This is a genomic window from Tannerella serpentiformis, from assembly GCF_003033925.1.
Classification (GTDB): Bacteria; Bacteroidota; Bacteroidia; order Bacteroidales; family Tannerellaceae; genus Tannerella; species Tannerella serpentiformis.
Map to the genome: position 1 here is coordinate 1,190,576 of NZ_CP028365.1, position 20,594 is coordinate 1,211,169.

The window sequence follows — 20,594 nt, forward strand, 5'->3', positions numbered from 1 at the left end:
GCGTCGCCGCGGGAGTGAAGGCTTTGCCTCCTAACTACTTTCGGACTACCGGGCGGCCACTATGGCCGCCCCTACTACCGCGGCGAAGCCGCATGACTACCGGGAGCCCGCAGGGCGTCCCTACTACTTGTTTTCGCTGAGGAACCGGTCGACGTCTGGACGCCAGTCACCGCCGTTGGTGGCGAGGAGGGTGTGGAAGCCAAGCGATCGGGCGGTGACGAGATGATGGGCGCCGTCGTCGATGAAGAGTGTCTCGGCGGGCACCATGCCGCTGTCCTCGATCATGCGTTGGAAGATCTCGGGCTCGGGCTTCATGCAGTGCATCTCGTAGGAGATGTAGAGGCGGTCGAAGTAGTCCGTGACGGGCCGACCGGCAGCGGAAAACTCGCTCGTGCGCGCCCAACCGGTGACGATGGGATTGTTGTTGCTGAGCACATAGAGGCGGTAGCGGGGCCGGAGACGGAGGATGTAGTCGAGCTTCTCGACCTCCGCGGGGTTGGCTATGCTGAGCCATGCGCGGCGGACGTCCTCCGGGTTGAGCTCGTGGCCACAATGGGCGGAGAGTTGGCGGACGAACTCGTCCGTGTCGATCGTTCCGCGCTCCAAGTCGCCGAAGAGTCCGCTGTGGTTATAGGGGTTGATGAGGTCTGCGGCGTCGGATACACCGATGGCCTCGAAGCTGCGTATGGCGCGTTCCGGATGGATCTTAGCCAGCACGCCGCCCATGTCGAATACGATGTTGTTGATCATTATGATGTGGGGAGAGATGAGAAGGACACGGGGTGGAGAACAGGTTAGTGTTCGTCGCGGCCCCGTGTCCTCTCTTTTTTGGCGGTTGATTGGTGTGGTTTCTCTTTCGAGAATGAGGGTTAGCTCAGCTTATGGATGACTAATCCCGAACGAAGCTTGGGTTCAAACCAGGTTGTCTTAGGCGGCATGATGTTGCCCGTGTCGGCGATGTCGATCAGCTGTTTCATGGAGACGGGGTAGAGCGCGAGGGCCACCTTCATCTCTCCGCTGTCGACGCGCTTCTTAAGCTCGCCCAGTCCGCGGATGCCACCGACGAAGTCGATGCGCTTATCACTGCGGAGGTCTTTAATGCCGAGGATCTTGTCGAGGATCAGGTTCGAAGAGATCGTCACGTCGAGCACCCCGATCGGATCGTTGTCGTTGTACGTGCCCGGTTTAGCTACCAACGAGTACCAGTTGCCACCGAGGTAGAGCGAGAACTCATGCAAGCGCGAGGGCTTGAAGATCTCCGTGCCCTTCTTCTCCACGATGAAGTCGTCGGACAGCTTCTTGAGGAACTCCTCGTCGGAGAGTCCGTTGAGGTCCTTCACCACGCGGTTGTAGTCGATGATCGTAAGCTGGTTGGCGGGGAAGCAAACGGCCATGAAGAAGTTGTATTCCTCATCGCCACGGTGGTTCGGGTTCTGCTTAGCCTTCTCTGCGCCAACGAGTGCAGCGGCGGCGGAGCGATGGTGCCCGTCAGCAATATACATAGCGGGCATGGCGGCAAACAGCTCCGTGATACGCTGGATGTCGGCGTCGTCGTCGATGATCCAGAACGTGTGGCGGAAACCGTCAAGCTCGGCCGTGTAGTCATACTCGGGCGTGCCCTTGGTGTATTTGGCTACGATAGCGTCCACGTCCTTGTTGTCGGGGTAGGCAAAGAACACTGGCTCGATGTTGGCGTTGTTCACGCGCACATGCTTCATGCGGTCTTCCTCTTTGTCGCGGCGGGTCAGCTCGTGCTTCTTGATCTTGCCCGTCATGTAGTCGTCGACATAGGCGCAGACCACGAGGCCGTATTGCGTCTTGCCGTTCATCGTCTGGGCGTAGATGTAGTAGCGTTCCTTGCCGTCCTGCACAAGCCAGCCTTTGTCCTGAAACATTTGGAAGTTCTGTGCGGCCTTCTCGTAGACTTTCGGATCGTGTTCGTCCGTGCCTTCGGGGAAGTCGATCTCCGGCTTGATGATGTGGTAGAGCGATTTCTCGTTCCCTTCCGCTTCGGCGCGTGCCTCGGCAGAGTTCAGCACGTCGTATGGGCGCGACTGCACCTGCTCAACGTATTCCTTCGGTGGGCGGACGCCTTTGAATGGTTTGATCTTCATGATTGATTCGAATCCTTTTTCTTGTTTTTATGATTGAGGGAGATCATCCATACCGAAGCAACCAATACGATTACGCAGAGGATTAAGATGATCCAATCCCAAAACGAAGGAACTCCCGATCGTGCCACACCCACACCCGACAAAATGGATGAAAGGGATATGAGCACAAACGGGAGATCCTTTCGATTCATTACTTATTCACTTGGAACTTGCGGTTGCCGTTCTTCAGGAAGTCTACAATCTGATTGGCAGCAGCGATACCGGCGTTGATGTTAGCCTCAGCCGTCTGCGCACCCATCTTCTTGGGTGTGCTGAAGTAGCGGGCAGCAAACTTCTCAGCCAGCTCGGCGTGGTTACCGGGCATGATGTCCGTCAGGTACTTGAAGTCCGGACGTTCCTCCAGCACCTTCACCAGTTCCGGCTCATTGATCACCTCCTTGCGGGCGGTGTTGATCAGCACGGCTCCCTTTGGCATGCTCGACAGCAGGGCGTGACCGATGGAGTTCTTTGTCTCCTTCGTGGCCGGGATGTGCAGCGAGATGTACTGGCAGGTCTTGTACAGCTCCTCAGCTGATGCGACGGGCTTCACACCGTCTGCCTCGATCACTTCGGAGGGGCAGAATGCGTCGTAGGCATAGATCTCCATACCGAAGCCTTTGGCGATGCGGGCCACGTTGCGACCTACGTTGCCATAGGCGTGGATACCCAGCTTCTTGCCCTTCAGCTCCGTGCCTGACGTGCCGTTATAGAGGTTACGTGCACCGTAAACCATCAGACCCAGCGCAAGCTCGGCCACGGCGTTCGAGTTCTGACCCGGCGTGTTCATCACGCACACGTTGTGTGCCGTAGCAGCTTCCAGGTCTACGTTGTCGTAGCCAGCGCCTGCGCGAACTACGATCTTCAGCTGTTTGGCTGCGTCGAGCACTTCGGCGTCTACTTTATCGCTACGGATGATGATCGCGTCAGCATCCTTCACGGCGTCCAGCAACTGTGCCTTCTCGGTGTATTTTTCCAACAATGCCAATTCCAAGCCGCCCTTCTCGACAGCTTCACGAATGCCATTCACAGCAACGGCTGCAAAGGGCTTCTCTGTTGCAACGAGTACCTTCATGTCTCTAATTGTTTATCTGTTTATTCGTTTGTTGTTGAATCTCGCTTCGCCTGATCTGACTCTGCTTTAGCGCATTCAGCTTATTCGATCATACAAGTGCATCAGTCAAACAAACAACTCAACGATTCAACAACCAAACAACTCAACATCAGTGCTTCTTTTCGAATTCCTGCATCGTTTGAACCAGTGCCTTCACGCTTTCGATCGGCATAGCGTTGTAGAGCGAAGCGCGGAAACCGCCCACCGAACGGTGGCCCTTGATGCCGACCATGCCAGCAGCAGCGGCAAAGTCTGCGAACTCTTTCTCCAGCTCCTTGTACTCGTCGTTCATCACGAAGCAAACGTTCATCAGCGAGCGGTCTTCGACAGCCACCGTTCCGCGGAACAGCTTGTTGCGGTCGATCTCGTCATACAGCACGGCAGCCTTCTCCTGGTTCTTCTTCTGAAGCACCTTGATGCCGCCCTGCTCCTTATACCACTTCAGGGTCTGCAGCGCAGAGAAGATAGGCAGTACGGGAGGCGTGTTGAACATCGAATCCTTCTTGATGTGTGTGCGATAGTCCAGCATCGTGGGGAGCGGACGGTCTACGTGGCCCAGCGCGTCTTTGCGAACGATGATGATCGTCACGCCGGCCGGAGCCAGGTTCTTCTGTGCACCGGCATAAACGGCGTTGTACTTCGAGAAGTCAACCGGGAAGGAGAAGATGTCTGACGACATATCAGCCACCAGCGGGATGTTCACTTCCGGGATCTTGTGCAACTCCGTGCCGTAGATCGTGTTGTTGGTCGTGATGTGGAAGTACTCCGAATCCGGTGCGATGGTGTAGTTCTTCGGGATGTATGTGTAGTTCTTGTCCGCTGACGAAGCCACAACGTCCACCTCACCAACGAACTTGGCTTCCTTGATGGCGTTGGATGCCCACGTACCTGTATCGAGATACGAGGCCTTTTTCTTCATCAGGTTGAAGGGGATCATGTAGAACTGGAGGCTGGCGCCACCGCCGAGGAAGATCACCTCGTGCGTTTCGGGCACATCCAGCAGCTCCTTCACCAGCGCGCGAGCCTCGTCGTTTACGGCAACGAACTCTTTTCCGCGGTGGGAGACTTCCAGCAGCGACAGGCCTGTGCCTGCGAAATTCAGTACGGCGTCGGCCGTGTTCTTGATCGTGTACTCACTCAAAATAGAGGGTCCTGCATAAAAATTGTGCTTCTTCATAAGATCGAAAAAATAATACTATCAAATGTGTTGCGTGTTAAAACCGCGGGCAAATGTAGGCGCAAAAACCATGTGCCAAAAGAAAAGTGCAAGGATTGTGAAGGAATAACCAGATGTGGCTTCAAAACGGCAAAGTTGGGCCATCAAAAGCCCCTCTGCGGGACACCTCCAACCCGTGGGGGACGGGCCGAGGCTACCGTGCGGGAAACTCCGTCGCAGTCTATCCATCGCTACCGGTGTGACGTACGATGAAAGGCTTCGACTGACGATCCTCCATCTATTGCCGAGAAACATCTCCCACCCGGGTTGATCGCCATGCAACCGGTTTCCGATCAAACTCCGCGTTACTTTATCGCAGTGCAGTTGCATGGCGACAAATTACCGCAGTAAATAATCGCAAAGCAGTTGCACTGTAATCAAGTAACGAGTTCGATGATTACAAATCACTCGCATTGTGATAAATTACCGCGGTAAATAATCGCAAATCATTTGCATTGTAATCAAGTAACGAGTTCGATAATTACAAATCACTTGCATTATGACAAATTACCGCGGTAAATAATCGCAAAGCAGTTGCATTGCAATAAATTACTCAAGTAAGTAGTCGAAAAGCAATCGCATTGTAATAAATTACTCGGGTAAGTAGTCGAAAAGCAATTGCATTGCAATGAATGACCGCAGTAAGTAGTCTTAAAGCAGTTGATTTCCGATAAATTACCGCAGTACTTTTTCTCTATGCACTTGATTTGAGGCTAAACACCTCGGAAGAAAAGCCTCGGAAGAAGGTCGGGGGATGTCCGCCGAGGGCTGATCGTCTGAGGCCATATCATATACGTATAGCGCGGGACGGCGGCGAGGGCCAGCAGGCGCGGCTATCTTTGCGGCATGAGTCAGCCACTTGCAGAACGATTGAGACCGAAGACGCTCGATGAGTACATCGGGCAACGCCACCTGACGGGGCCCACAGCGGCGCTACGCCGCATGATCGAGGCCGGACGTGTGCCGTCATTCATCCTTTGGGGGCCGCCCGGGGTGGGCAAAACGACGCTTGCGCGCATCGTGGCGTCGCGGCTGGAGGCGCCGTTTTATACCCTGAGCGCCGTCAGCTCGGGGGTGAAGGAGGTGCGCGAGGTGATCGACCGGGCGCGTAACCAGCCGCTGTTTCGCACGGGCACGGTCGCGCCCATCCTCTTCATCGACGAGATACACCGCTTCAGCAAATCGCAGCAGGATTCGCTGCTGAACGCCGTCGAGACGGGCGTGGTGACGCTCATCGGGGCCACGACGGAGAACCCCTCGTTCGAGGTGATCCGTCCGCTGCTTTCGCGCTGTCAGGTCTATGTCTTGAAGCCGTTGGAAGAGGAAGACCTGTTGACGCTCATCCGTCGGGCGGTCAGCGAGGACGTGGTGCTGCGCGAGCGAACGATCGAGGTCCGGGAGACCGACGCGCTGGTGCGCTACTCCGGTGGGGACGCGCGGAAGCTGCTCAACATCCTCGACTTGGTCATCGCGGCCGAGCCTGAGGGGCCGATCGAGATCACGGATCAAAAGGTCGTGGAGCGTTTGCAGGAGAACCCCGTAGCCTACGATAAGGGGGGCGAGATGCATTACGACATCATCTCGGCCTTCATCAAGTCGATCCGCGGCAGCGACCCGGACGCGGCCGTCTACTGGCTGGCGAGGATGGTCGAGGGGGGCGAGGATCCGGAGTTCATCGCCCGTCGGCTGGTCATCTCTGCGGCGGAGGACATCGGGCTGGCCAACCCCAACGCGCTGCTGCTGGCCAACGCCTGCTTCGATGCGCTGAAGAAGATCGGGTGGCCGGAGGGGCGCATCATCCTGGCCGAGGCGACGGTCTATTTGGCGTGCAGCCCGAAGAGCAACTCGGCTTATCTGTCCATCGACCGTGCGCTGGCGTTGGTGCGTGAGACGGGCAACCTGCCCGTGCCGCTTCACCTCCGTAACGCCCCCACGAAGCTGATGAAGGAGCTGGACTACGGCAAGAATTACAAGTATGCGCACGACTACGAGGGGCATTTCGTGAAGCAAGACTTCCTGCCCGAGGAGCTGCTCCAAACGCGCATCTGGGAGGGGCAACCGAACGCCGCTGAGGATAAGCTGGTCGAACGCATGCGACGGCTGTGGGGGGAGCGGTATTAGCGGGGAACTCTTACGGTCTTTGAAGCCCTCCCCACGCCTCGGAGCCTTTCTCGAAGCGCGTCTATCTTTGCCCCCGATCATAATAAATAAGAACAAGACACGGATAGAAAGGGAAAAGCCATGCAAGTGATTACAGCAAAGGAGTTCAGCGATAACCAGCAGAAATATTTTGATATGGCAGAGCAAGAGCCGGTGTTTGTCACACGTGAAAACGCGCGCCCGATAGTCATAGACATTGCCGATGATGATCTTACGGAAAAGGAAATACGTGCTATACAGAAAGGCTACGAGGACATCCAAGCAGGGCGGACAACGCGGATCAAAGACATTCATAACATATGGGAAAGTATACTGTAGAACTCGTAGGTGATTCCAAAGATGACCTACGGAGACTCTACCGTTTGGGGGATAAGACGATCATAAAGAAGATCGAAAAGCTGTTCGTGGAATTATCGGAACACCCTTACACCGGAACAGGGAAGCCCAAACTCTTGAAACATCGCGCCAAGACATGGTCAAGACGAATTGATGGAAAGAACAGGATGCTTTATACAGTGGATAACGACATTGTTTCCGTGTATGTGATTTCCCTGTTGGGGCATTATGATGACAAATAGCATAAGATCGATTTGCGGATGAATGAACGAATGAAGGCGTGCGTGCCATACGTGATGAAAAGACTGGGGTTGGGATTGCTGATCGGGGGCGCTGTGGCGTGCGCCAATATGGCGGGACCGAACGGTGGGCCGTATGACGAGAAGCCGCCCAGGTTTGTCAGCAGTACACCGCCACCGCAGCAAACGAACTACAAGGGGCGACGCGTGGAGATCGTTTTCGATGAACTGATTCAGGTCGAGAAGCCGTCGCAAAACGTGGTCATCGCCCCGCCACAGAAGGAGCTGCCGAGCATTCAAATCGTCGGGCGGAAGATCCGCGTCGAGCTTAAAGACACGCTGAAGCCCAACACGACGTACACCATCGACTTTGGTCACGCCATCTCCGACAATAACGAGAAGAACCCCATCGGCCATTTCAGCTTTGCCTTCTCCACGGGCGATGTAATCGACTCGCTCGAGGTGGGCGGCGTGCTACTCAACGCCGAAAACTTGGAGCCGATGCCTGACGTCGTCGTCGGGCTGCACACTAATCCGGCCGACACGGCTTTTACCCGTCTGTCCTTCGATCGAACCTCAAAGACGGACGACCGCGGACGATTCACGATCCGCAACATCGCCACCGGTACGTATCGCCTCTACGCCCTGGCCGACGCCAATCGGGATTATCGCTTCGATCAGCCCGGCGAGGCCATCGCCTTCCTCGACTCCACCGTGACGCCCACCTTCCGCTTCGCCACCCGACAGGACACGACGTGGAAAGATTCCGTCACCGTCGATACGATCCGCACCGTCCACTACACGCACTTCCTGCCTGACGACGTCACCCTGCGGCTCTTCAAAGAGGTCACCCAGCGCCAATACATGCTCCGCCCCGGTCGCGACCGCGCCGACCTCTTCACGTTGCACTTCAACGCGCCGCTGGACTCGCTGCCCGTCGTCTCGTTGCTCGATGGTGCGCGACGCAACGCTCCGTGGTTCCTCACCCAAACGATGGCGGGTCGCACGGCTGTCCGTTACTGGATCACCGACTCGGCCGTTTGGGCGCGCGACACGGTGCATCTGCGCGTGGATTACCTCAAAAGCGACTCTACGAACACACTCCGCCCGCAGACAGACACGCTCCATTTAGTCTGGCGAAAGCCACGCACACGGCGTAAACCGAAAGACAGCGAAAACAAACCAGAGCGCCGTCCCCTCGTCTTCCAGTCGAACGCCTCGGGCATGGTGGAGGTGACGGATACGGTGTCCTTCCTTTTCGAGGAGCCCATGACCGACCTCCGCCGTGAAGATTTCCGCCTGGAGCAACAGGTGGACACGGTCTGGACACCCGTTGAGTTTGTCTTGGAGCAAGACAGTTTGGATCTGCTGAAGTACAACCTGCGCCACGCTTGGGCCTACGGTGCCAACTATCGCTTGGCCGTCGATTCTGCACGCCTCCGCAGCATTTACGGACATACGAATGACGCCTACGAGTCGGCCTTCAGTATCCGCAAGCGTGAGGACTACGGCCACCTGTACATCAACATCGACGGTATCGACACGACGGCCTTCGTGGAGCTACTCAACACCTCCGACGAGCCTCTGCGACGCGTCCGAGTGAAGGATGGCGGTGTGCTCTTTGCCAACCTGCAACCCGCCACCTACTACGCCCGCCTCACGGTCGACACCAACGCCAACGACCGCTGGGATACGGGCGATTACGCCACCCATCGGCAGCCCGAGATGGTCTACTATTCCCCAAAGGAATATGTCATCCGTGCCAATTGGGAGATCGAGGAAACGTGGGCGCCCAGAGCGTTGCCCCTCGACCGACAGAAGCCTATCGCAATCACAAAAAATAAACCCAAAGATGAGACTCCGAAGAAACGTAACTACAAAGACGAAGGTCGCTCCGGTGATCGCAACCGAAGCGGCGGCTTCCCGTTCTGACCGAGGCCTACGCCGCGCCGCCGCCATGATGTGCGCACTGCTGTTGGTGTTCGCCGCGGCCCGTGCACAGTGCCCCCCGGCCAACATCCCGCTGAACGTGGGCGAGTCGGTCAATTACGACCTCTACTTCAAGTGGGGCGTGATCATGTCGCGCGCTGGTGAGGCCACAATCTCATACAACACGACGAAGTTTCGCGGTGCCACGGCCCGTCGCTATCGCATGCTCTTCCGCACGATCAAAATCTTTGAGTCGGTCTACCGTATGCGCGACACCCTCGACTGTTACTACACGCCCGAAGGCGCCTTGCTCTACAGCGTCAAGCGATCGAACGAAAACGACTACCGCCTGACGGACGAGCTCACCTTTTATTATCCCGCCAAGAGCCGAACCACCATCCGCTCGCGCCGCTACACACCCACGGAGATGAAGATCGACACCACGCTCTACGTCCGCTCCGGCTGCGCTTTCGACATGCTCGGGGCCACCTACTTCCTGCGTACGATCAACCGGACAAGCCTTCGGGCGGGCGACGTCTTTCCGGCCGTCATTGCCGTGGGGCACGATCTGGTGAAGGTGAACTTGCGCTATCACGGCCCCGCCGTTGTGGAGCGCGACAAAGCGCGCTATCGCACGCACCACTTCTCGATCGACATTCATGACGACGCCTTCACACAGACGCGTTCGGCTGCGGAGCTGTGGGTGGGCGACGACGAGAACTTCCTGCCGATCAAGATCCGCGCGAAGCTGAAGATCGGTTACGCTGAGGTCTACTTCCGCAGCGCCGCCCGCCTCAAGGCGCCCCTGAGCTGTCGGACGGAGATCAAGTAGGGGAGGGCCGGTCAAACTTCCTCGATCCAGTCGTCTACCGGCAACGCCTGTCGCTGGCAAAAGTTATTGATCTCAAACCGCTGATTTTCCACCGTCTGTCGGTCGCTGCTCACCCTGATGTATCCGTATATCATAAGTCGTACAATTGAAAAAAATGGGATGATAGATAGGTAAACCCTATCATACCTATCTATAACGCCCAACAGCCCCCACCCGATAAGATTCGGATGGGGGCTGTTTCACATACGTAGCAGGGCGGGGACGGAAGGGCTTACGGTCGCTCGCTCCGTTGCTTGTCGTCGGTCGATAGCCGACGCTCCAACAGGTAGGAACACAGCAGGCCAAGGCCTCCGAAGATGAGCACCGGCGCTCCGTAAGCCACCTCGAAGAGTTGCTCCTCGGACCATTTGTTCATGCTGTATCCACCGTGCGCCAGGGCCGTGTTGATGATCAGCCCGACCAGCAGACCCAGTCCGACGCCAATCAACAGGCAGCCCAACCGGAGCCCACTGAACGACCGCTTGGGTAGGTCTGTACTCAACAGATTCGGCACCGTGCCGTTCGTACGGCCCATCCGCTCGATCATCATCTCTCGCTCTCTACGCCGCGAAGGCAATTCGATCATCTTATACGTGAAGTAAAACACGATCCCTACAACACCTATAGGCACTAATTCATGCATAACGCTATCCTTTCAATTAAACGCTGATTAAATACGGTTTGAAATCTCTCTCGTTTCTGTTTGCCCTATGGACGCAAGGGATGGACGCAGGTTACAATCGGCGCCTCCATGCCTGCGCCGGGCCAAACCTCGCCGCCCTCCGCAGCCACCCCGACCAGTGCGATGCCAATCAGACCTCGTTTGCCTATCCGACACGCCTGCAAGCTCCGAAAAGTGCCTCGTTTATCGATCCGACACCGATGTCAGCTCCAAAAAGTGCCTCGTTTCCCCGGCCGACACGCTTGCAAGCCCTAAAAAGAGCCGTTTGTGTGAATCGCTTTATAGAAACGGATCATTTATACATCGTACATGTAAATCACTCCATAGAATCGCATCAAATAAACCGCCTGTATTTCTGTCGCACTATTCAAGCGAATCGAATAAACACAGTGTATTTAACTCAGCTCTTAGAATCGGGTTAAATATACACTGTGAATATAAGCCGCTTTATATAAGCGACAGGTCTATACGGCGTATATCTGAACCGATTTGTTCACTTGATTCTGATATACGATGAATATGAGATCCGATTTATACAGTGGATGAATCTATACGACGTATATTTGGTCCGATTTGATGGTGCGGATCCGATATACTACGTATATAAGCACGAACTGATAGATGGCTTTTCCAAAAACGCCTCTTTTTGGGGCGTGCAGGCGTGTTGGCTGGGTAAACGGGGCACTTTTCGGAACTAACAGCGGTGTCGGATAGGTAAACGAGGCACTTTTTGGAGCTGACATCGGTGTCGGGTAGGGAAACGAGGCACTTTTCGGGGCTGACACCGGCGTCGGATAGGTAAACGGGGCCTGATAGGCGTCGCACTGGTCGGGGTGGCTGCGGAGGCTGGTGCGGTTTGGCCCGTCGCAGGCGTGGGAGTGCGCCGATTGTAACCTGCGGCACGCCTTTGCGTCATATCCTTGCACGACAAAAACGAGACTTAGGGATGATCGACGATGAAGCATACATCAACCGCGTTCTGGACGGCGATACGGCCGGCTTCGCCCCACTCATGGAGCGTTACAGCCGACCCGTCTTTGCCCTCTTGGTGGGCATGACGGGCAACCGCGCCGACGCCGAAGAGCTGGCTCAGGACGCCTTCCTGAAGGCCTTCCGTTCGCTCCGCTCCTTCCGACGCGATTGCAGCTTCGCCACCTGGATCTACCGCATCGCCTACAACACGGCCCTCTCCGCCCTGCGCAAAAAGCGCCCCGACCGGCCGGCCTCGATGGACGACGACACGGCCATCGAGCGCCTGCCCGACCCCATCGACGACGAGGCCGACGAGGCGGAGGCCAACGAGGAGCGTTTCCGCCGCCTCGACCGTGCCTTGGCGCAGCTCCGAGCCGACGATCGTGCCCTCGTACATATGTTCTATAAGCAAGAAAAGACGGTCGACGAGCTGGCTGCCATCACGGGGCTGAGCCTCTCCAACGTGAAGGTCAGGCTCCACCGCACCCGTAAGAAATTGATGAGTTTAATGCAAGCTATGGAGGATTGACCCATGATAGAAGAGAAGGAAAAAGACCCCTTGCGCGAGCTGTTCGCCCAGCGGCCTGAGGCCGATCTGCCCGACGGATTCGCCGCCCGCACGATGGAGCACATCTACCGAGAGGCCCAACTGGCGGAGGCGCGGTGGCGCCGCTGGGAACGCATCGGTATGGCCCTCCTGTTCGCCCTGCCGATCGTGACGCTCATCGTCGTCACCCAAGTGCTGAAGGTCGCCCTGCCGTGGCCCGATCTGCACATCACGTGGCCCGACCTGGCAGCCTGCCGATTCTATTTCCAGATCGGCGCACTCGTCTTCCTGCTCTGGACGGTCGACGCCCTCTTCCGCCGCATACGACGTTGAGTGCCGGAAGATGGCCCCCGGTACGTGCATTCGAGCGCCCGCGTCCTATCTTTGCGCCATTCATTTACACAGATTTCACGCCCGATGAACATAGCATTGATAGGCCACGGCAAGATGGGCCACACCATCGAACGCCTCGCACCCACCCGGGGACACCGCATCGTCTCCCTCATCGACATCGATAATTACCGCACCGCTTTCGACTCCGACGCCTTCCGTCGGGCCGACGTGGCCATCGAGTTCACCGGCCCCCAGACGGCCTATGACAACATCACCCGCTGCATCGACGCGGGCCTACCCGTAGTGAGCGGATCCACCGGATGGACCGCCCGCATGGACGAACTGAAGGAGCACTGCCTCGCGGCGGGGGGCGCCTTTTTTTATGCCTCCAACTTCAGCCTCGGTGTGAACCTCTTCTTTGCCCTGAGCGACCATCTGGCCAAGCTGATGAACGCCTACCCAGACTACGACGTCCGCCTCTCAGAGACGCACCACATACACAAGCTCGACGCCCCGAGCGGCACGGCCGTGACCCTGGCCGAGGCCATCGTCCGCCGGATAGACCGCAAGACGCGGTGGGTGCGCGGCCAGGCGCAGCAGGCCGACGAGATCGGCATCGAGTCCGTCCGTGAGGGCGAAGTGCCGGGCACTCACGAGGTCACGTACGACTCCCCTGTCGACACCATCTGCCTCATCCACGAGGCCAAGAGCCGCGATGGCTTCGCGCTCGGAGCCCTTCTGGCGGCCGAGTTCATCGTCGGGCGAAGGGGCGTCTTTGGTATGAATGATTTACTCCGGGTGAACGCCTAAGGCGGCCACCCACCCTACACACACAATAGCACAATGAAGAAGATTTCAAGAAGACAATGGATCGGCTTCGGCATCTGGGCCACGCTGTACGTCCTGTTTTGCATTTGGATGGAAAACCTCTGGCTGCTGCTCGGGCTGTTCGTTTTGGCGGACATATTCCTCACCCGGTTTGTCCCCTGGGGCGCATGGAAACGCTCGAAAAACAAGCACGTACGCGAGGCGCTGGAATGGGTGGACGACATCCTCTTTGCGCTCATCGCCGTGTATTTCATCAACCTGTTCGTGTTTCAGAACTACCAAATCCCCACGGCCTCGCTCGAGAAAACGCTCCTCGTGGGCGACTACCTTTTCGTCAGCAAACTGAGCTATGGGCCGCGTGTACCCAACACGCCCCTCTCCTTCCCGCTGGTGCAAAACACGATGCCATTCTTCAACTGCAAGTCCTACCTCGACTGGCCGCATTGGGGCTACAAGCGGGTCAAAGGCCTGGGACATGTGCAGCGCAACGACATCGTGGTCTTCAACCTCCCCACGGGCGACACCGTGGCCCTGCTCCAGCAGAACCCGGACTACTACTGGCTCACGCAAGAGAACGGGTACGACGTCGTCAACACCCGCCGCGACATCTTCGGCAAGATCGTCTACCGGCCTGTCGATAAGCGTGAGAACTACGTCAAGCGTTGCGTCGGACTGCCCGGTGACACCCTGATGCTGCGCAACAACAAGCTCTACATCAACGGTCGCCTCCAGAAAGACCCCGTCTGCATGCAGCTCTGCTACTTCGTCGAGACCAACGGCACACTCCTCACCGAGGAGCAGTTCCGCAAGATGAACATCAGCCGCGAAGACCGCCGACTGGTCTCCGCCGGGCAGCATAACGAAGACCTATACTACTACGAAGCCCTGGCTTACCTCGGCTTCACCACCAATGCGGACGGACGCTACAACCCCGTCTATCGCCTCCCATTGACCGCCGAAGCGTTGGCCTATCTGCGTAAGCTCCCCTTCGTGCGTACCATTAAGGTGGAGCCCGCTGAGCTCGGCGGAGCGACCTATCCCCCGGGGTACGTCACCGGTTGGACACGCGACGACTTCGGCCCCATCTGGATCCCACGCAAAGGCGCCACCATCGATCTCAACGAGCGCAATCTGGCCCTCTACCGCCGCTGCATCGTCAACTACGAAGGCAACCGCATGGAGCGTCGCCCGGACGGCACCCTCCTCATCAACGGACAGCCAGCCACGACCTACACCTTTAAGTACGACTACTACTGGATGATGGGCGACAACCGCCACAACAGCGCCGACAGTCGCTCGTGGGGCTTTGTGCCGGAGGATCACATCATCGGCAAACCCATCCTCATCTGGCTCTCCATCGACAAGGATCGCAGCCTCTTCAACGGCGGCATCCGATGGAACCGCATGTTCCGACGCGTCCGCTCGGATTGATTCGCCTCGTCTACGCCTCCCCATGAAACGCCCCCTCATCCGCTGCGTCGTCGTGCTATTAGCTGCCCTGCTGATAGCCCTCACCGTGGGGCGTTTCTGGGTTGGGCGTTACGCCGTAGCCACACGCGCCATGCAGCCTGCGCTCCGTCCGGGCGACCGTGTGGCGGTGGATAAACGCGGCACACCGATTCGTCGCGGGACCATTGTCCTCTATCGCAGTCCCCGACCACAGGATGGCGACGCCCTGCATTTCGGCCGCTGTGTGGGCCTGCCCGGCGACACCGTCACCGTCACCCCCGACGGCTACCTCATCCACGGCCGCCTCTACCCCGCACCCGCAGACATCCTCGACACCTACCGCGTCCCACGCGACCTCCGACTCTCCCTCCTCAGCCTCCTCTTCTCGCTCGACATCCCTATCCGTCACCTATCCGACGACACGGCTCACTTCTGCCTCTGCCTCACCCCTACGGAGGCCCATCGTGTCCGCGAGCTTCTCCCCCGCATGCTCCTCCCCACACCGCCCCCCCATGAGATACCTCGCCTCCGGTTCATCCTCCCCGCAGCCCGACAGAACTACGCCATCGATACCTACACCCTCCGCCTCTGTGGCGAGGCCTTGCTCCGCGAAGCACAGGGTCGGGCCACTCTCCGTGCCGGTCGTCTCTATCTCGACGGTCACCCCACCGACAGCTACCGCTTCCGCCACGACCACTACTGGATCCTGGCCGACAATCCCGACGCCGCCATCGACTCCCGCCACCTCGGCCCCATCCCTCGAACGGCCATCATCGGCACCGTAGTCGGACGGTGATTGATCCGGAAAAAACACGCGTTTCAGGATCATCTCAATAGCGCGCTGCAACGGTCATAGTGCTTTTGGAAATGCTTGCGGGACTCCCGCAAACGCCAAAAGGTTTTCCGAGAGACTTGCGGAACTTCCGCAAACGCCAAAAAGTACTCCGAGGCACTTGCGGGACTCCCGCAAGCACCAAAAAGTTTCTCGAGAGACTTGCGGGACTCCCGCAAACGCCAAAAAGTTTTCCGAGGCACTTGCGGGACTCCCGCAAACACCAAAAAGTTTCTCGAGAGACTTGCGGGACTCCCGCAAACGCCGAAAAGTTTTCCGAGGCACTTGCGGGACTCCCGCAAACGCCAAAAAGTTTCTCGAGAGACTTGCGGGACTCCCGCAAGCATTTCCAAAAGCACTTTGGCCGTTGCATCCCTCCCTGTCGCAGCAATATTCACCCCCTTCCTCCGTTGGATTGAGGTGTTTTTAGAACGACCAAGTCATGAACATCCTCTATGAATCGCGACAGCAACTGAAATACGTCTTCATCATCGTAGCGATCCTCATTGCGCTGGCCTCAGTGGCCGTATCGGACTCCCTCATCAAGAAGCTCGCGCAGGAAGAACGCTCGCGCATGGAGATATGGACCGAGGCCTACCGCGTCCTAACCACAGAAGACACCGACCAGAACCTCATGGTCATCCTTCGCATCATTGAGGGAAACACCTCCATCCCTGTCATCCTCTGCGATGATCATGGGAATATCCTTAGCCACCGCAACATCCCCGTCCCCACCGAGGGAGACAGCGTCTTTCTCAAGAGGAAAGTGCGCGAGTTTCAAGCCAAACACACGCCTATCGTTGTCGACATCGGCAACAACTCCTACCAGTATCTCTTCTACGACGACTCCATTCTCCTCAAGCGGCTACTCATCTACCCCTACGTACAGCTCTCCGTCGTTTTCGTCTTCATCCTCATTGCCTTCTTAGCCCTGGCCAGCACCAAGCGCGCCGAGCAAAACAAGGTTTGGGTGGGACTAACCAAAGAAACCGCACACCAACTCGGCACACCTATCTCGTCGCTCATCGCCTGGGTGGAATACCTCAAGACCAAAGATGTCGAGGCCACCTACCTCAACGAGATGGAGAAGGACGTAAAGCGGCTCGAAGTCATAGCCGACCGGTTCTCTAAGGTGGGCTCTGTCCCTACGCTCAAACTTCTCGATATCAACGAGGCGGTACGTTCGTCGTGCAATTACATGAGCACACGCGTATCGGCCAAGGTTCGGATTGTCTATCAACCCGCCCCAGAACCACTCTATGTGCAGATGAACGAATCCCTATTCTCGTGGGTCATAGAGAATCTGACCAAAAACGCCGTCGATGCCATGGAAGGTCGTGGCATGATCACCATCACCACCGGTCGCCGTAAGCGACACATTTGGATTGACGTGACCGACACGGGCAAAGGCATCCCCAAGTCACGCTTTAAGACCGTCTTCAGCCCCGGATACACCACCAAAAAACGTGGTTGGGGCCTCGGACTCTCCCTCGTGCGACGCATCGTAGAGACATCTCCCGGCGGCCGCATCTACGTTCGCTCCTCCGAACCCGGTAAAGGCACCACCTTCCGCATAGAATTAGACCCCGCATCGCAACCAAGCAACGGCTGACCGTTGCGCGGACGGTTCCCTCGACGATCAGGCCCAAGGACTTCTCGAATATGAGACTCCTTGGGCCTGATTGTTTTTGTCCCACGCCTTTCCTGCCTCTCAAATCCCCAAGAGACCTCAAATTTCGCCTCGCTCCATCTCTCCTTACTTCATCGCAGTATCAAAACGCGGCTCGTTTAGCTTTTCCCTCCGAAAAATAGTCCCGTTTCTTTCCGTTTTCATTGACCTGTTTAACTTTGCAGTTAAACAACTCGATTGATTATGAAGATAGAGAAGCAAAACATGGAGCAAACCATCCTGAAAGCGGCAGAAGAACTGTTTATTGATCAGGGTTTCGTGAAGACGACGACAGTTCAAATCGCTAAGAAGGCGGGATGTAACTCGGCGATGGTACACTATTATTATCGGACTAAGGAACAGCTCTTCGAAAGGATATATGGCGAGAAAATTAAGCTCGTCATCGAGAGCCTTACGGCCATCAGTGGTTCGGGGAAGTCCCTGGAGGAGCGAGTCGCGGAGATCATAGATGTGTATTTCGACTTCCTCAGCCGAAACCCGCGGCTACCCGCCTTTATGCTCTACGAGGCGCAGCAATCGCCGGCCGTCAATGAGCATATTACCAACCGACTGCGGGAGGCCTTGGGGAGCATTATTGCACCGATCGATGCGGAATTGCGCGCGGCAGCCTCCAATGGACAAATTCGTCCCATTCAGACCATCGATTTGTTCATGTCTGTCCTGACGTTGTGCCTCGGTACGTTTTTGATCATACCCGTTTTCCGAAATGTGTGGGAAATGAGCGACGCGGAGTACTCGGAACTCATCTGCCGTCGGCGGACGGAGATTAAAGAGACCATCCTCAGCCGACTGAAGCCATGACACGGACAGCTTATATCACGGTATCGAGGAGGCGTGCCTGTGCCGTGGCGATGGGAGCACTCCTCGCGGCGATGCAGCTCACAGCCCAGGATAGCCGGCCAACTCTTTCGCTCGACAGTTGTCAAGCGTGGGCAGCGGAGCACCATCCTACGGCGAAACGATACGCTATCGCGGCGGAGAACGGGGATGCCTCGGCGAGTAATGCCGCAAAAGGGCGGCTGCCGCAGCTTACGCTGGCGGGACAAGCCTCAATCCAGTCGGCGACGACGCATGTCCCGTTCACACTGCCCGGATTCGAGCCGCCGGAGGTGGCTAAAGATCAGTATCGAGTCTATGCCGAGGCGGTGCAACCGCTCACCGGACTCTTGACAGTGCGCGACAACGTGCGTTTGGCGCATGCTAACGCGGCGACAGAGCGCAGCCAGATCGATGTGGAGATGCATGCGCTGAAGGTGCGTGTAAACGCGCTCTTTTTCGGTATTCTCATGCTCGATGAGCAGGCGCGCATGGCCGAGTTGATGACTGAAGACTTGCGGGTAGGGATCGCCCGGGCGGATACGGCTGCTGCACATGGGGTGATGCTCCGAAGTGCGGCCGATGCGCTGAGAGCCGAGCTGATGGTGGCCGAACAACGACTCACGGAGGTGAGGGCTACGCGCGAGAACTACGTCAGCTCGCTCGGTTTGCTGGTTGGAAGGGAGTTGGAGGGCGACGTGGCGCTCAGTCGGCCGACGGCATGGCCGACGGAGCCGTCGGGCGAGATCCGTCGGCCGGAACTGCGGTTGTTTGAAGCCCAAAAAGCGTCGATCGACGTCAATCGGCGGTTGTTGCATGACGTCAACTTGCCGCATATCAGCCTTTTTGTGCAGGGAGGGTACGGTAGGCCGGCGCTGAACATGCTTGACAACAATTTTAAGCCCTATGCCGTAGGTGGGCTGCGACTAAGTTGGAACATAGCAGGCCTATACACGCTGCGGAAACAGAAACGTCAGCTGGAATTAAATGCTCGCGCGGTGGATGTGCAGCATGAAACGTTCTTACTGGAGACAAAATTGACGCTGAATAAACATGCCTCGGAGATGGAGAAGCTGCGCCGACTGATGGCGTCGGATGCGGAGGTGATTCGGCTCCGAGAGCGGGTGAAGGAGAGCACTCGAAATCAGTTGCAGTTCGGAACGGCGACGGCGAACGACTATATCTTGCATGTGAATGCGGAAAATCGGGCGCGGCTCGGCCTTGCACAACATGAATTGCAGCTGCTCTGGGAAGCGTATAACTATCAAATGACGTTAGGAGAGTAGTTCTTACCGCGGCGATATCTTCTTTTCTTGGCTTGACCCAAGAAAAGAAGCAAAAGAAGGTCAAGGCCTCTGCCGAGGCCTGGGAAGCTGGCCGGGTACAACGCATTTTTTCGTCATAGAGGGGCCATCTGCCCTACATCTACCCCTTACTACCGCGACAGAGTCGCGTAACTACTTCGATCTACCTCTCATTACCGCGACAGAGTCGCATAACCACTTACACCTATTGATATGAAGAGATATTTTTCCCTCTTCCCGGCCTTGGCTCTGATGTGCATGGCGGGAGGATGCAAGAGCGAACAAACGTTTGACGCTTCCGGCGCCTTTGAAGCTGAAGAAACGGTCGTCTCGTCCCAGTCGCAGGGCGTTATACTGCGTCTCGACGTGGAGGAAGGGGCTGTGATCGACAGTGGAGCGATCGTCGGTTGCGTGGATACGACTGACCTCTCCCTGACGAGGGAGCAACTCGTCGCCCGCATCGAGGCCCTGACGGCCAGAAGGCCCGAGACGGCTGTGCAGCTGGCTGCCCTGGAGGAACAACTGGCTACGGCCGTGCGCGAACGGGAGCGCGTGGCCCATTTAGTGGCCGGCGACGCCGCGACGGGCAAGCAACTGGACGATGCAACGGCACAAGTGGCCGTGCTTCAGAAGCAAATCGCCGCACAGAGGTCCACCCTGCGCACCTCGACCGACGGCATCGACAAAGAAGCCCGCGCCCTGGCCGTGCAAGTGGAGCAAATGGACGACCGACTGCGCCGGTGTCACATCGTGAACCCCACGCGTGGAACCGTGATGACCCGCTACGTCCGCGCCAACGAGATGACTGCACCTGGGCAACCCCTTTATCGCATCGCCGACCTCTCGCACATGACACTGCGCGTCTATATCACCGGCGATCAGCTCTCGCAAGTCCGATTGGGTCAGCGGGTGAACGTCTTTACCGACTCCGGTGATCGACATAAGCCGATGCATCGCGACGAGGGCGTCATCTTTTGGATTAGCGACCGCGCGGAATTTACGCCGAAGACCATCCGCACACGAGATGAGCGTGCCGATTTGGTGTACGCCGTCAAGGTACGTGTACAGAACCCCGAGGGGCGCTACAAGATGGGCATGTATGGCGAAATCACCTTCCAATAATTCC

Annotated in this window: 19 protein-coding genes and 1 pseudogene; 14 read left to right on the forward strand and 6 right to left on the reverse strand. The window is 57.2% G+C overall.

The features are described from left to right. Window positions 1-123: 123 nt before the first annotated feature. The 4 genes from C7123_RS04830 to serC all read right to left on the reverse strand — a co-directional run bounded on the left by C7123_RS04830 (window position 124) and on the right by serC (window position 4,441). Window positions 124-750 (reverse strand): HAD family hydrolase, encoded by a 627-nt coding sequence (locus C7123_RS04830; protein ID WP_069175964.1) that lies wholly within the window; start codon window positions 748-750, stop codon window positions 124-126. Between the two features lie 119 nt (window positions 751-869). After that, window positions 870-2,117 carry a DUF1015 domain-containing protein gene (locus C7123_RS04835; protein WP_107490596.1) on the reverse strand — a complete coding sequence of 416 codons (1,248 nt, stop codon included), beginning with the start codon at window positions 2,115-2,117 and terminating at the stop codon, window positions 870-872. A 187-nt stretch (window positions 2,118-2,304) separates the two neighbouring features. Then, the gene (locus tag C7123_RS04840; RefSeq protein ID WP_037981487.1) at window positions 2,305-3,225 is read right to left on the reverse strand and encodes a 3-phosphoglycerate dehydrogenase; all 921 of its coding nucleotides are present in this window, start codon (window positions 3,223-3,225) and stop codon (window positions 2,305-2,307) included. A gap of 148 nt (window positions 3,226-3,373) precedes the next feature. Beyond that, entirely contained in the window at window positions 3,374-4,441 is a 1,068-nt protein-coding gene (serC, locus tag C7123_RS04845) for a 3-phosphoserine/phosphohydroxythreonine transaminase (protein ID WP_037996200.1), read from the reverse strand. Between the two features lie 885 nt (window positions 4,442-5,326). Here serC and C7123_RS04850 point away from each other — a divergent pair. From C7123_RS04850 to C7123_RS04870, 5 genes are all read left to right on the forward strand, one after another. After that, complete coding sequence (locus C7123_RS04850; RefSeq protein WP_069175966.1) at window positions 5,327-6,601, forward strand: replication-associated recombination protein A; 1,275 nt, start codon at window positions 5,327-5,329, stop codon at window positions 6,599-6,601. 120 nt (window positions 6,602-6,721) lie between these two features. Next, window positions 6,722-6,958 carry a prevent-host-death protein gene (locus tag C7123_RS04855; RefSeq protein WP_069175967.1) on the forward strand — a complete coding sequence of 79 codons (237 nt, stop codon included), beginning with the start codon at window positions 6,722-6,724 and terminating at the stop codon, window positions 6,956-6,958. After that, entirely contained in the window at window positions 6,940-7,218 is a 279-nt protein-coding gene (locus C7123_RS04860) for a Txe/YoeB family addiction module toxin (RefSeq protein ID WP_069175968.1), read from the forward strand. The genes C7123_RS04855 and C7123_RS04860 overlap by 19 nt, the downstream gene beginning before the upstream one ends. Window positions 7,219-7,272: 54 nt before the next feature. Beyond that, window positions 7,273-9,147, forward strand: coding sequence for an Ig-like domain-containing domain (locus C7123_RS04865; RefSeq protein WP_244905564.1), 1,875 nt, complete (start codon window positions 7,273-7,275; stop codon window positions 9,145-9,147). Then, on the forward strand, window positions 9,068-9,976 hold the full coding sequence (locus C7123_RS04870; protein ID WP_317046606.1) for a DUF3108 domain-containing protein: 909 nt from the start codon (window positions 9,068-9,070) through the stop codon (window positions 9,974-9,976). Before C7123_RS04865 ends, C7123_RS04870 begins: the two co-directional genes overlap by 80 nt. A 17-nt stretch (window positions 9,977-9,993) precedes the next feature. On the opposite strand, the pseudogene C7123_RS04875 reads toward C7123_RS04870, so the two are convergent. Next, window positions 9,994-10,110: pseudogene (locus tag C7123_RS04875) on the reverse strand (recombinase family protein); the annotation flags it as partial. Window positions 10,111-10,247: 137 nt separating this feature from the next. Continuing rightward, a complete protein-coding gene (locus tag C7123_RS04880) occupies window positions 10,248-10,658 on the reverse strand; it encodes a DUF6249 domain-containing protein (protein ID WP_037981471.1) in 411 nt (136 codons plus the stop codon). 985 nt (window positions 10,659-11,643) lie between these two features. Between C7123_RS04880 and C7123_RS04890 the strand changes: the two genes are divergently transcribed. The 9 genes from C7123_RS04890 to C7123_RS04930 all read left to right on the forward strand — a co-directional run bounded on the left by C7123_RS04890 (window position 11,644) and on the right by C7123_RS04930 (window position 20,590). Beyond that, on the forward strand, window positions 11,644-12,198 hold the full coding sequence (locus C7123_RS04890; RefSeq protein WP_069175971.1) for an RNA polymerase sigma factor: 555 nt from the start codon (window positions 11,644-11,646) through the stop codon (window positions 12,196-12,198). Between the two features lie 3 nt (window positions 12,199-12,201). After that, a complete protein-coding gene (locus C7123_RS04895) occupies window positions 12,202-12,549 on the forward strand; it encodes an Asp23/Gls24 family envelope stress response protein (protein WP_069175972.1) in 348 nt (115 codons plus the stop codon). Between the two features lie 84 nt (window positions 12,550-12,633). Further along, window positions 12,634-13,359: a 4-hydroxy-tetrahydrodipicolinate reductase gene (gene dapB, locus C7123_RS04900; protein ID WP_069175973.1), complete on the forward strand. Its 726-nt coding sequence runs from the start codon at window positions 12,634-12,636 to the stop codon at window positions 13,357-13,359. A gap of 33 nt (window positions 13,360-13,392) precedes the next feature. Then, a complete protein-coding gene (locus C7123_RS04905) occupies window positions 13,393-14,808 on the forward strand; it encodes a S26 family signal peptidase (protein ID WP_069175974.1) in 1,416 nt (471 codons plus the stop codon). Between the two features lie 22 nt (window positions 14,809-14,830). Continuing rightward, on the forward strand, window positions 14,831-15,622 hold the full coding sequence (locus C7123_RS04910) for a S26 family signal peptidase (protein WP_069175975.1): 792 nt from the start codon (window positions 14,831-14,833) through the stop codon (window positions 15,620-15,622). 478 nt (window positions 15,623-16,100) lie between these two features. Next, window positions 16,101-17,270 (forward strand): sensor histidine kinase, encoded by a 1,170-nt coding sequence (locus tag C7123_RS04915; protein WP_069175976.1) that lies wholly within the window; start codon window positions 16,101-16,103, stop codon window positions 17,268-17,270. Between the two features lie 261 nt (window positions 17,271-17,531). Then, on the forward strand, window positions 17,532-18,149 hold the full coding sequence (locus C7123_RS04920; protein WP_069175977.1) for a TetR/AcrR family transcriptional regulator: 618 nt from the start codon (window positions 17,532-17,534) through the stop codon (window positions 18,147-18,149). Continuing rightward, complete coding sequence (locus C7123_RS04925) at window positions 18,146-19,450, forward strand: TolC family protein (RefSeq protein ID WP_083206974.1); 1,305 nt, start codon at window positions 18,146-18,148, stop codon at window positions 19,448-19,450. Before C7123_RS04920 ends, C7123_RS04925 begins: the two co-directional genes overlap by 4 nt. Before the next feature lie 231 nt (window positions 19,451-19,681). Then, complete coding sequence (locus C7123_RS04930; protein WP_069175978.1) at window positions 19,682-20,590, forward strand: HlyD family secretion protein; 909 nt, start codon at window positions 19,682-19,684, stop codon at window positions 20,588-20,590. The last annotated feature ends 4 nt before the right edge of the window (window positions 20,591-20,594 follow it).

What these genes read in the sequence shown, in the direction of transcription:
- C7123_RS04865 (WP_244905564.1), top strand. Translation starts at nt 7,273, where the DNA reads ATGAAAAGACTGGGGTTGGGATTGCTGATCGGGGGCGCTGTGGCGTGC.
- C7123_RS04870 (WP_317046606.1), top strand. Translation starts at nt 9,068, where the DNA reads ATGAGACTCCGAAGAAACGTAACTACAAAGACGAAGGTCGCTCCGGTG.
- C7123_RS04855 (WP_069175967.1), top strand. Translation starts at nt 6,722, where the DNA reads ATGCAAGTGATTACAGCAAAGGAGTTCAGCGATAACCAGCAGAAATAT.
- C7123_RS04840 (WP_037981487.1), bottom strand. Translation starts at nt 3,225, where the DNA reads ATGAAGGTACTCGTTGCAACAGAGAAGCCCTTTGCAGCCGTTGCTGTG.
- C7123_RS04905 (WP_069175974.1), top strand. Translation starts at nt 13,393, where the DNA reads ATGAAGAAGATTTCAAGAAGACAATGGATCGGCTTCGGCATCTGGGCC.
- C7123_RS04860 (WP_069175968.1), top strand. Translation starts at nt 6,940, where the DNA reads ATGGGAAAGTATACTGTAGAACTCGTAGGTGATTCCAAAGATGACCTA.
- C7123_RS04880 (WP_037981471.1), bottom strand. Translation starts at nt 10,658, where the DNA reads ATGCATGAATTAGTGCCTATAGGTGTTGTAGGGATCGTGTTTTACTTC.
- C7123_RS04830 (WP_069175964.1), bottom strand. Translation starts at nt 750, where the DNA reads ATGATCAACAACATCGTATTCGACATGGGCGGCGTGCTGGCTAAGATC.
- C7123_RS04930 (WP_069175978.1), top strand. Translation starts at nt 19,682, where the DNA reads ATGAAGAGATATTTTTCCCTCTTCCCGGCCTTGGCTCTGATGTGCATG.
- C7123_RS04895 (WP_069175972.1), top strand. Translation starts at nt 12,202, where the DNA reads ATGATAGAAGAGAAGGAAAAAGACCCCTTGCGCGAGCTGTTCGCCCAG.
- C7123_RS04915 (WP_069175976.1), top strand. Translation starts at nt 16,101, where the DNA reads ATGAACATCCTCTATGAATCGCGACAGCAACTGAAATACGTCTTCATC.
- C7123_RS04920 (WP_069175977.1), top strand. Translation starts at nt 17,532, where the DNA reads ATGAAGATAGAGAAGCAAAACATGGAGCAAACCATCCTGAAAGCGGCA.
- C7123_RS04850 (WP_069175966.1), top strand. Translation starts at nt 5,327, where the DNA reads ATGAGTCAGCCACTTGCAGAACGATTGAGACCGAAGACGCTCGATGAG.
- C7123_RS04925 (WP_083206974.1), top strand. Translation starts at nt 18,146, where the DNA reads ATGACACGGACAGCTTATATCACGGTATCGAGGAGGCGTGCCTGTGCC.
- dapB (WP_069175973.1), top strand. Translation starts at nt 12,634, where the DNA reads ATGAACATAGCATTGATAGGCCACGGCAAGATGGGCCACACCATCGAA.
- serC (WP_037996200.1), bottom strand. Translation starts at nt 4,441, where the DNA reads ATGAAGAAGCACAATTTTTATGCAGGACCCTCTATTTTGAGTGAGTAC.
- C7123_RS04890 (WP_069175971.1), top strand. Translation starts at nt 11,644, where the DNA reads ATGATCGACGATGAAGCATACATCAACCGCGTTCTGGACGGCGATACG.
- C7123_RS04910 (WP_069175975.1), top strand. Translation starts at nt 14,831, where the DNA reads ATGAAACGCCCCCTCATCCGCTGCGTCGTCGTGCTATTAGCTGCCCTG.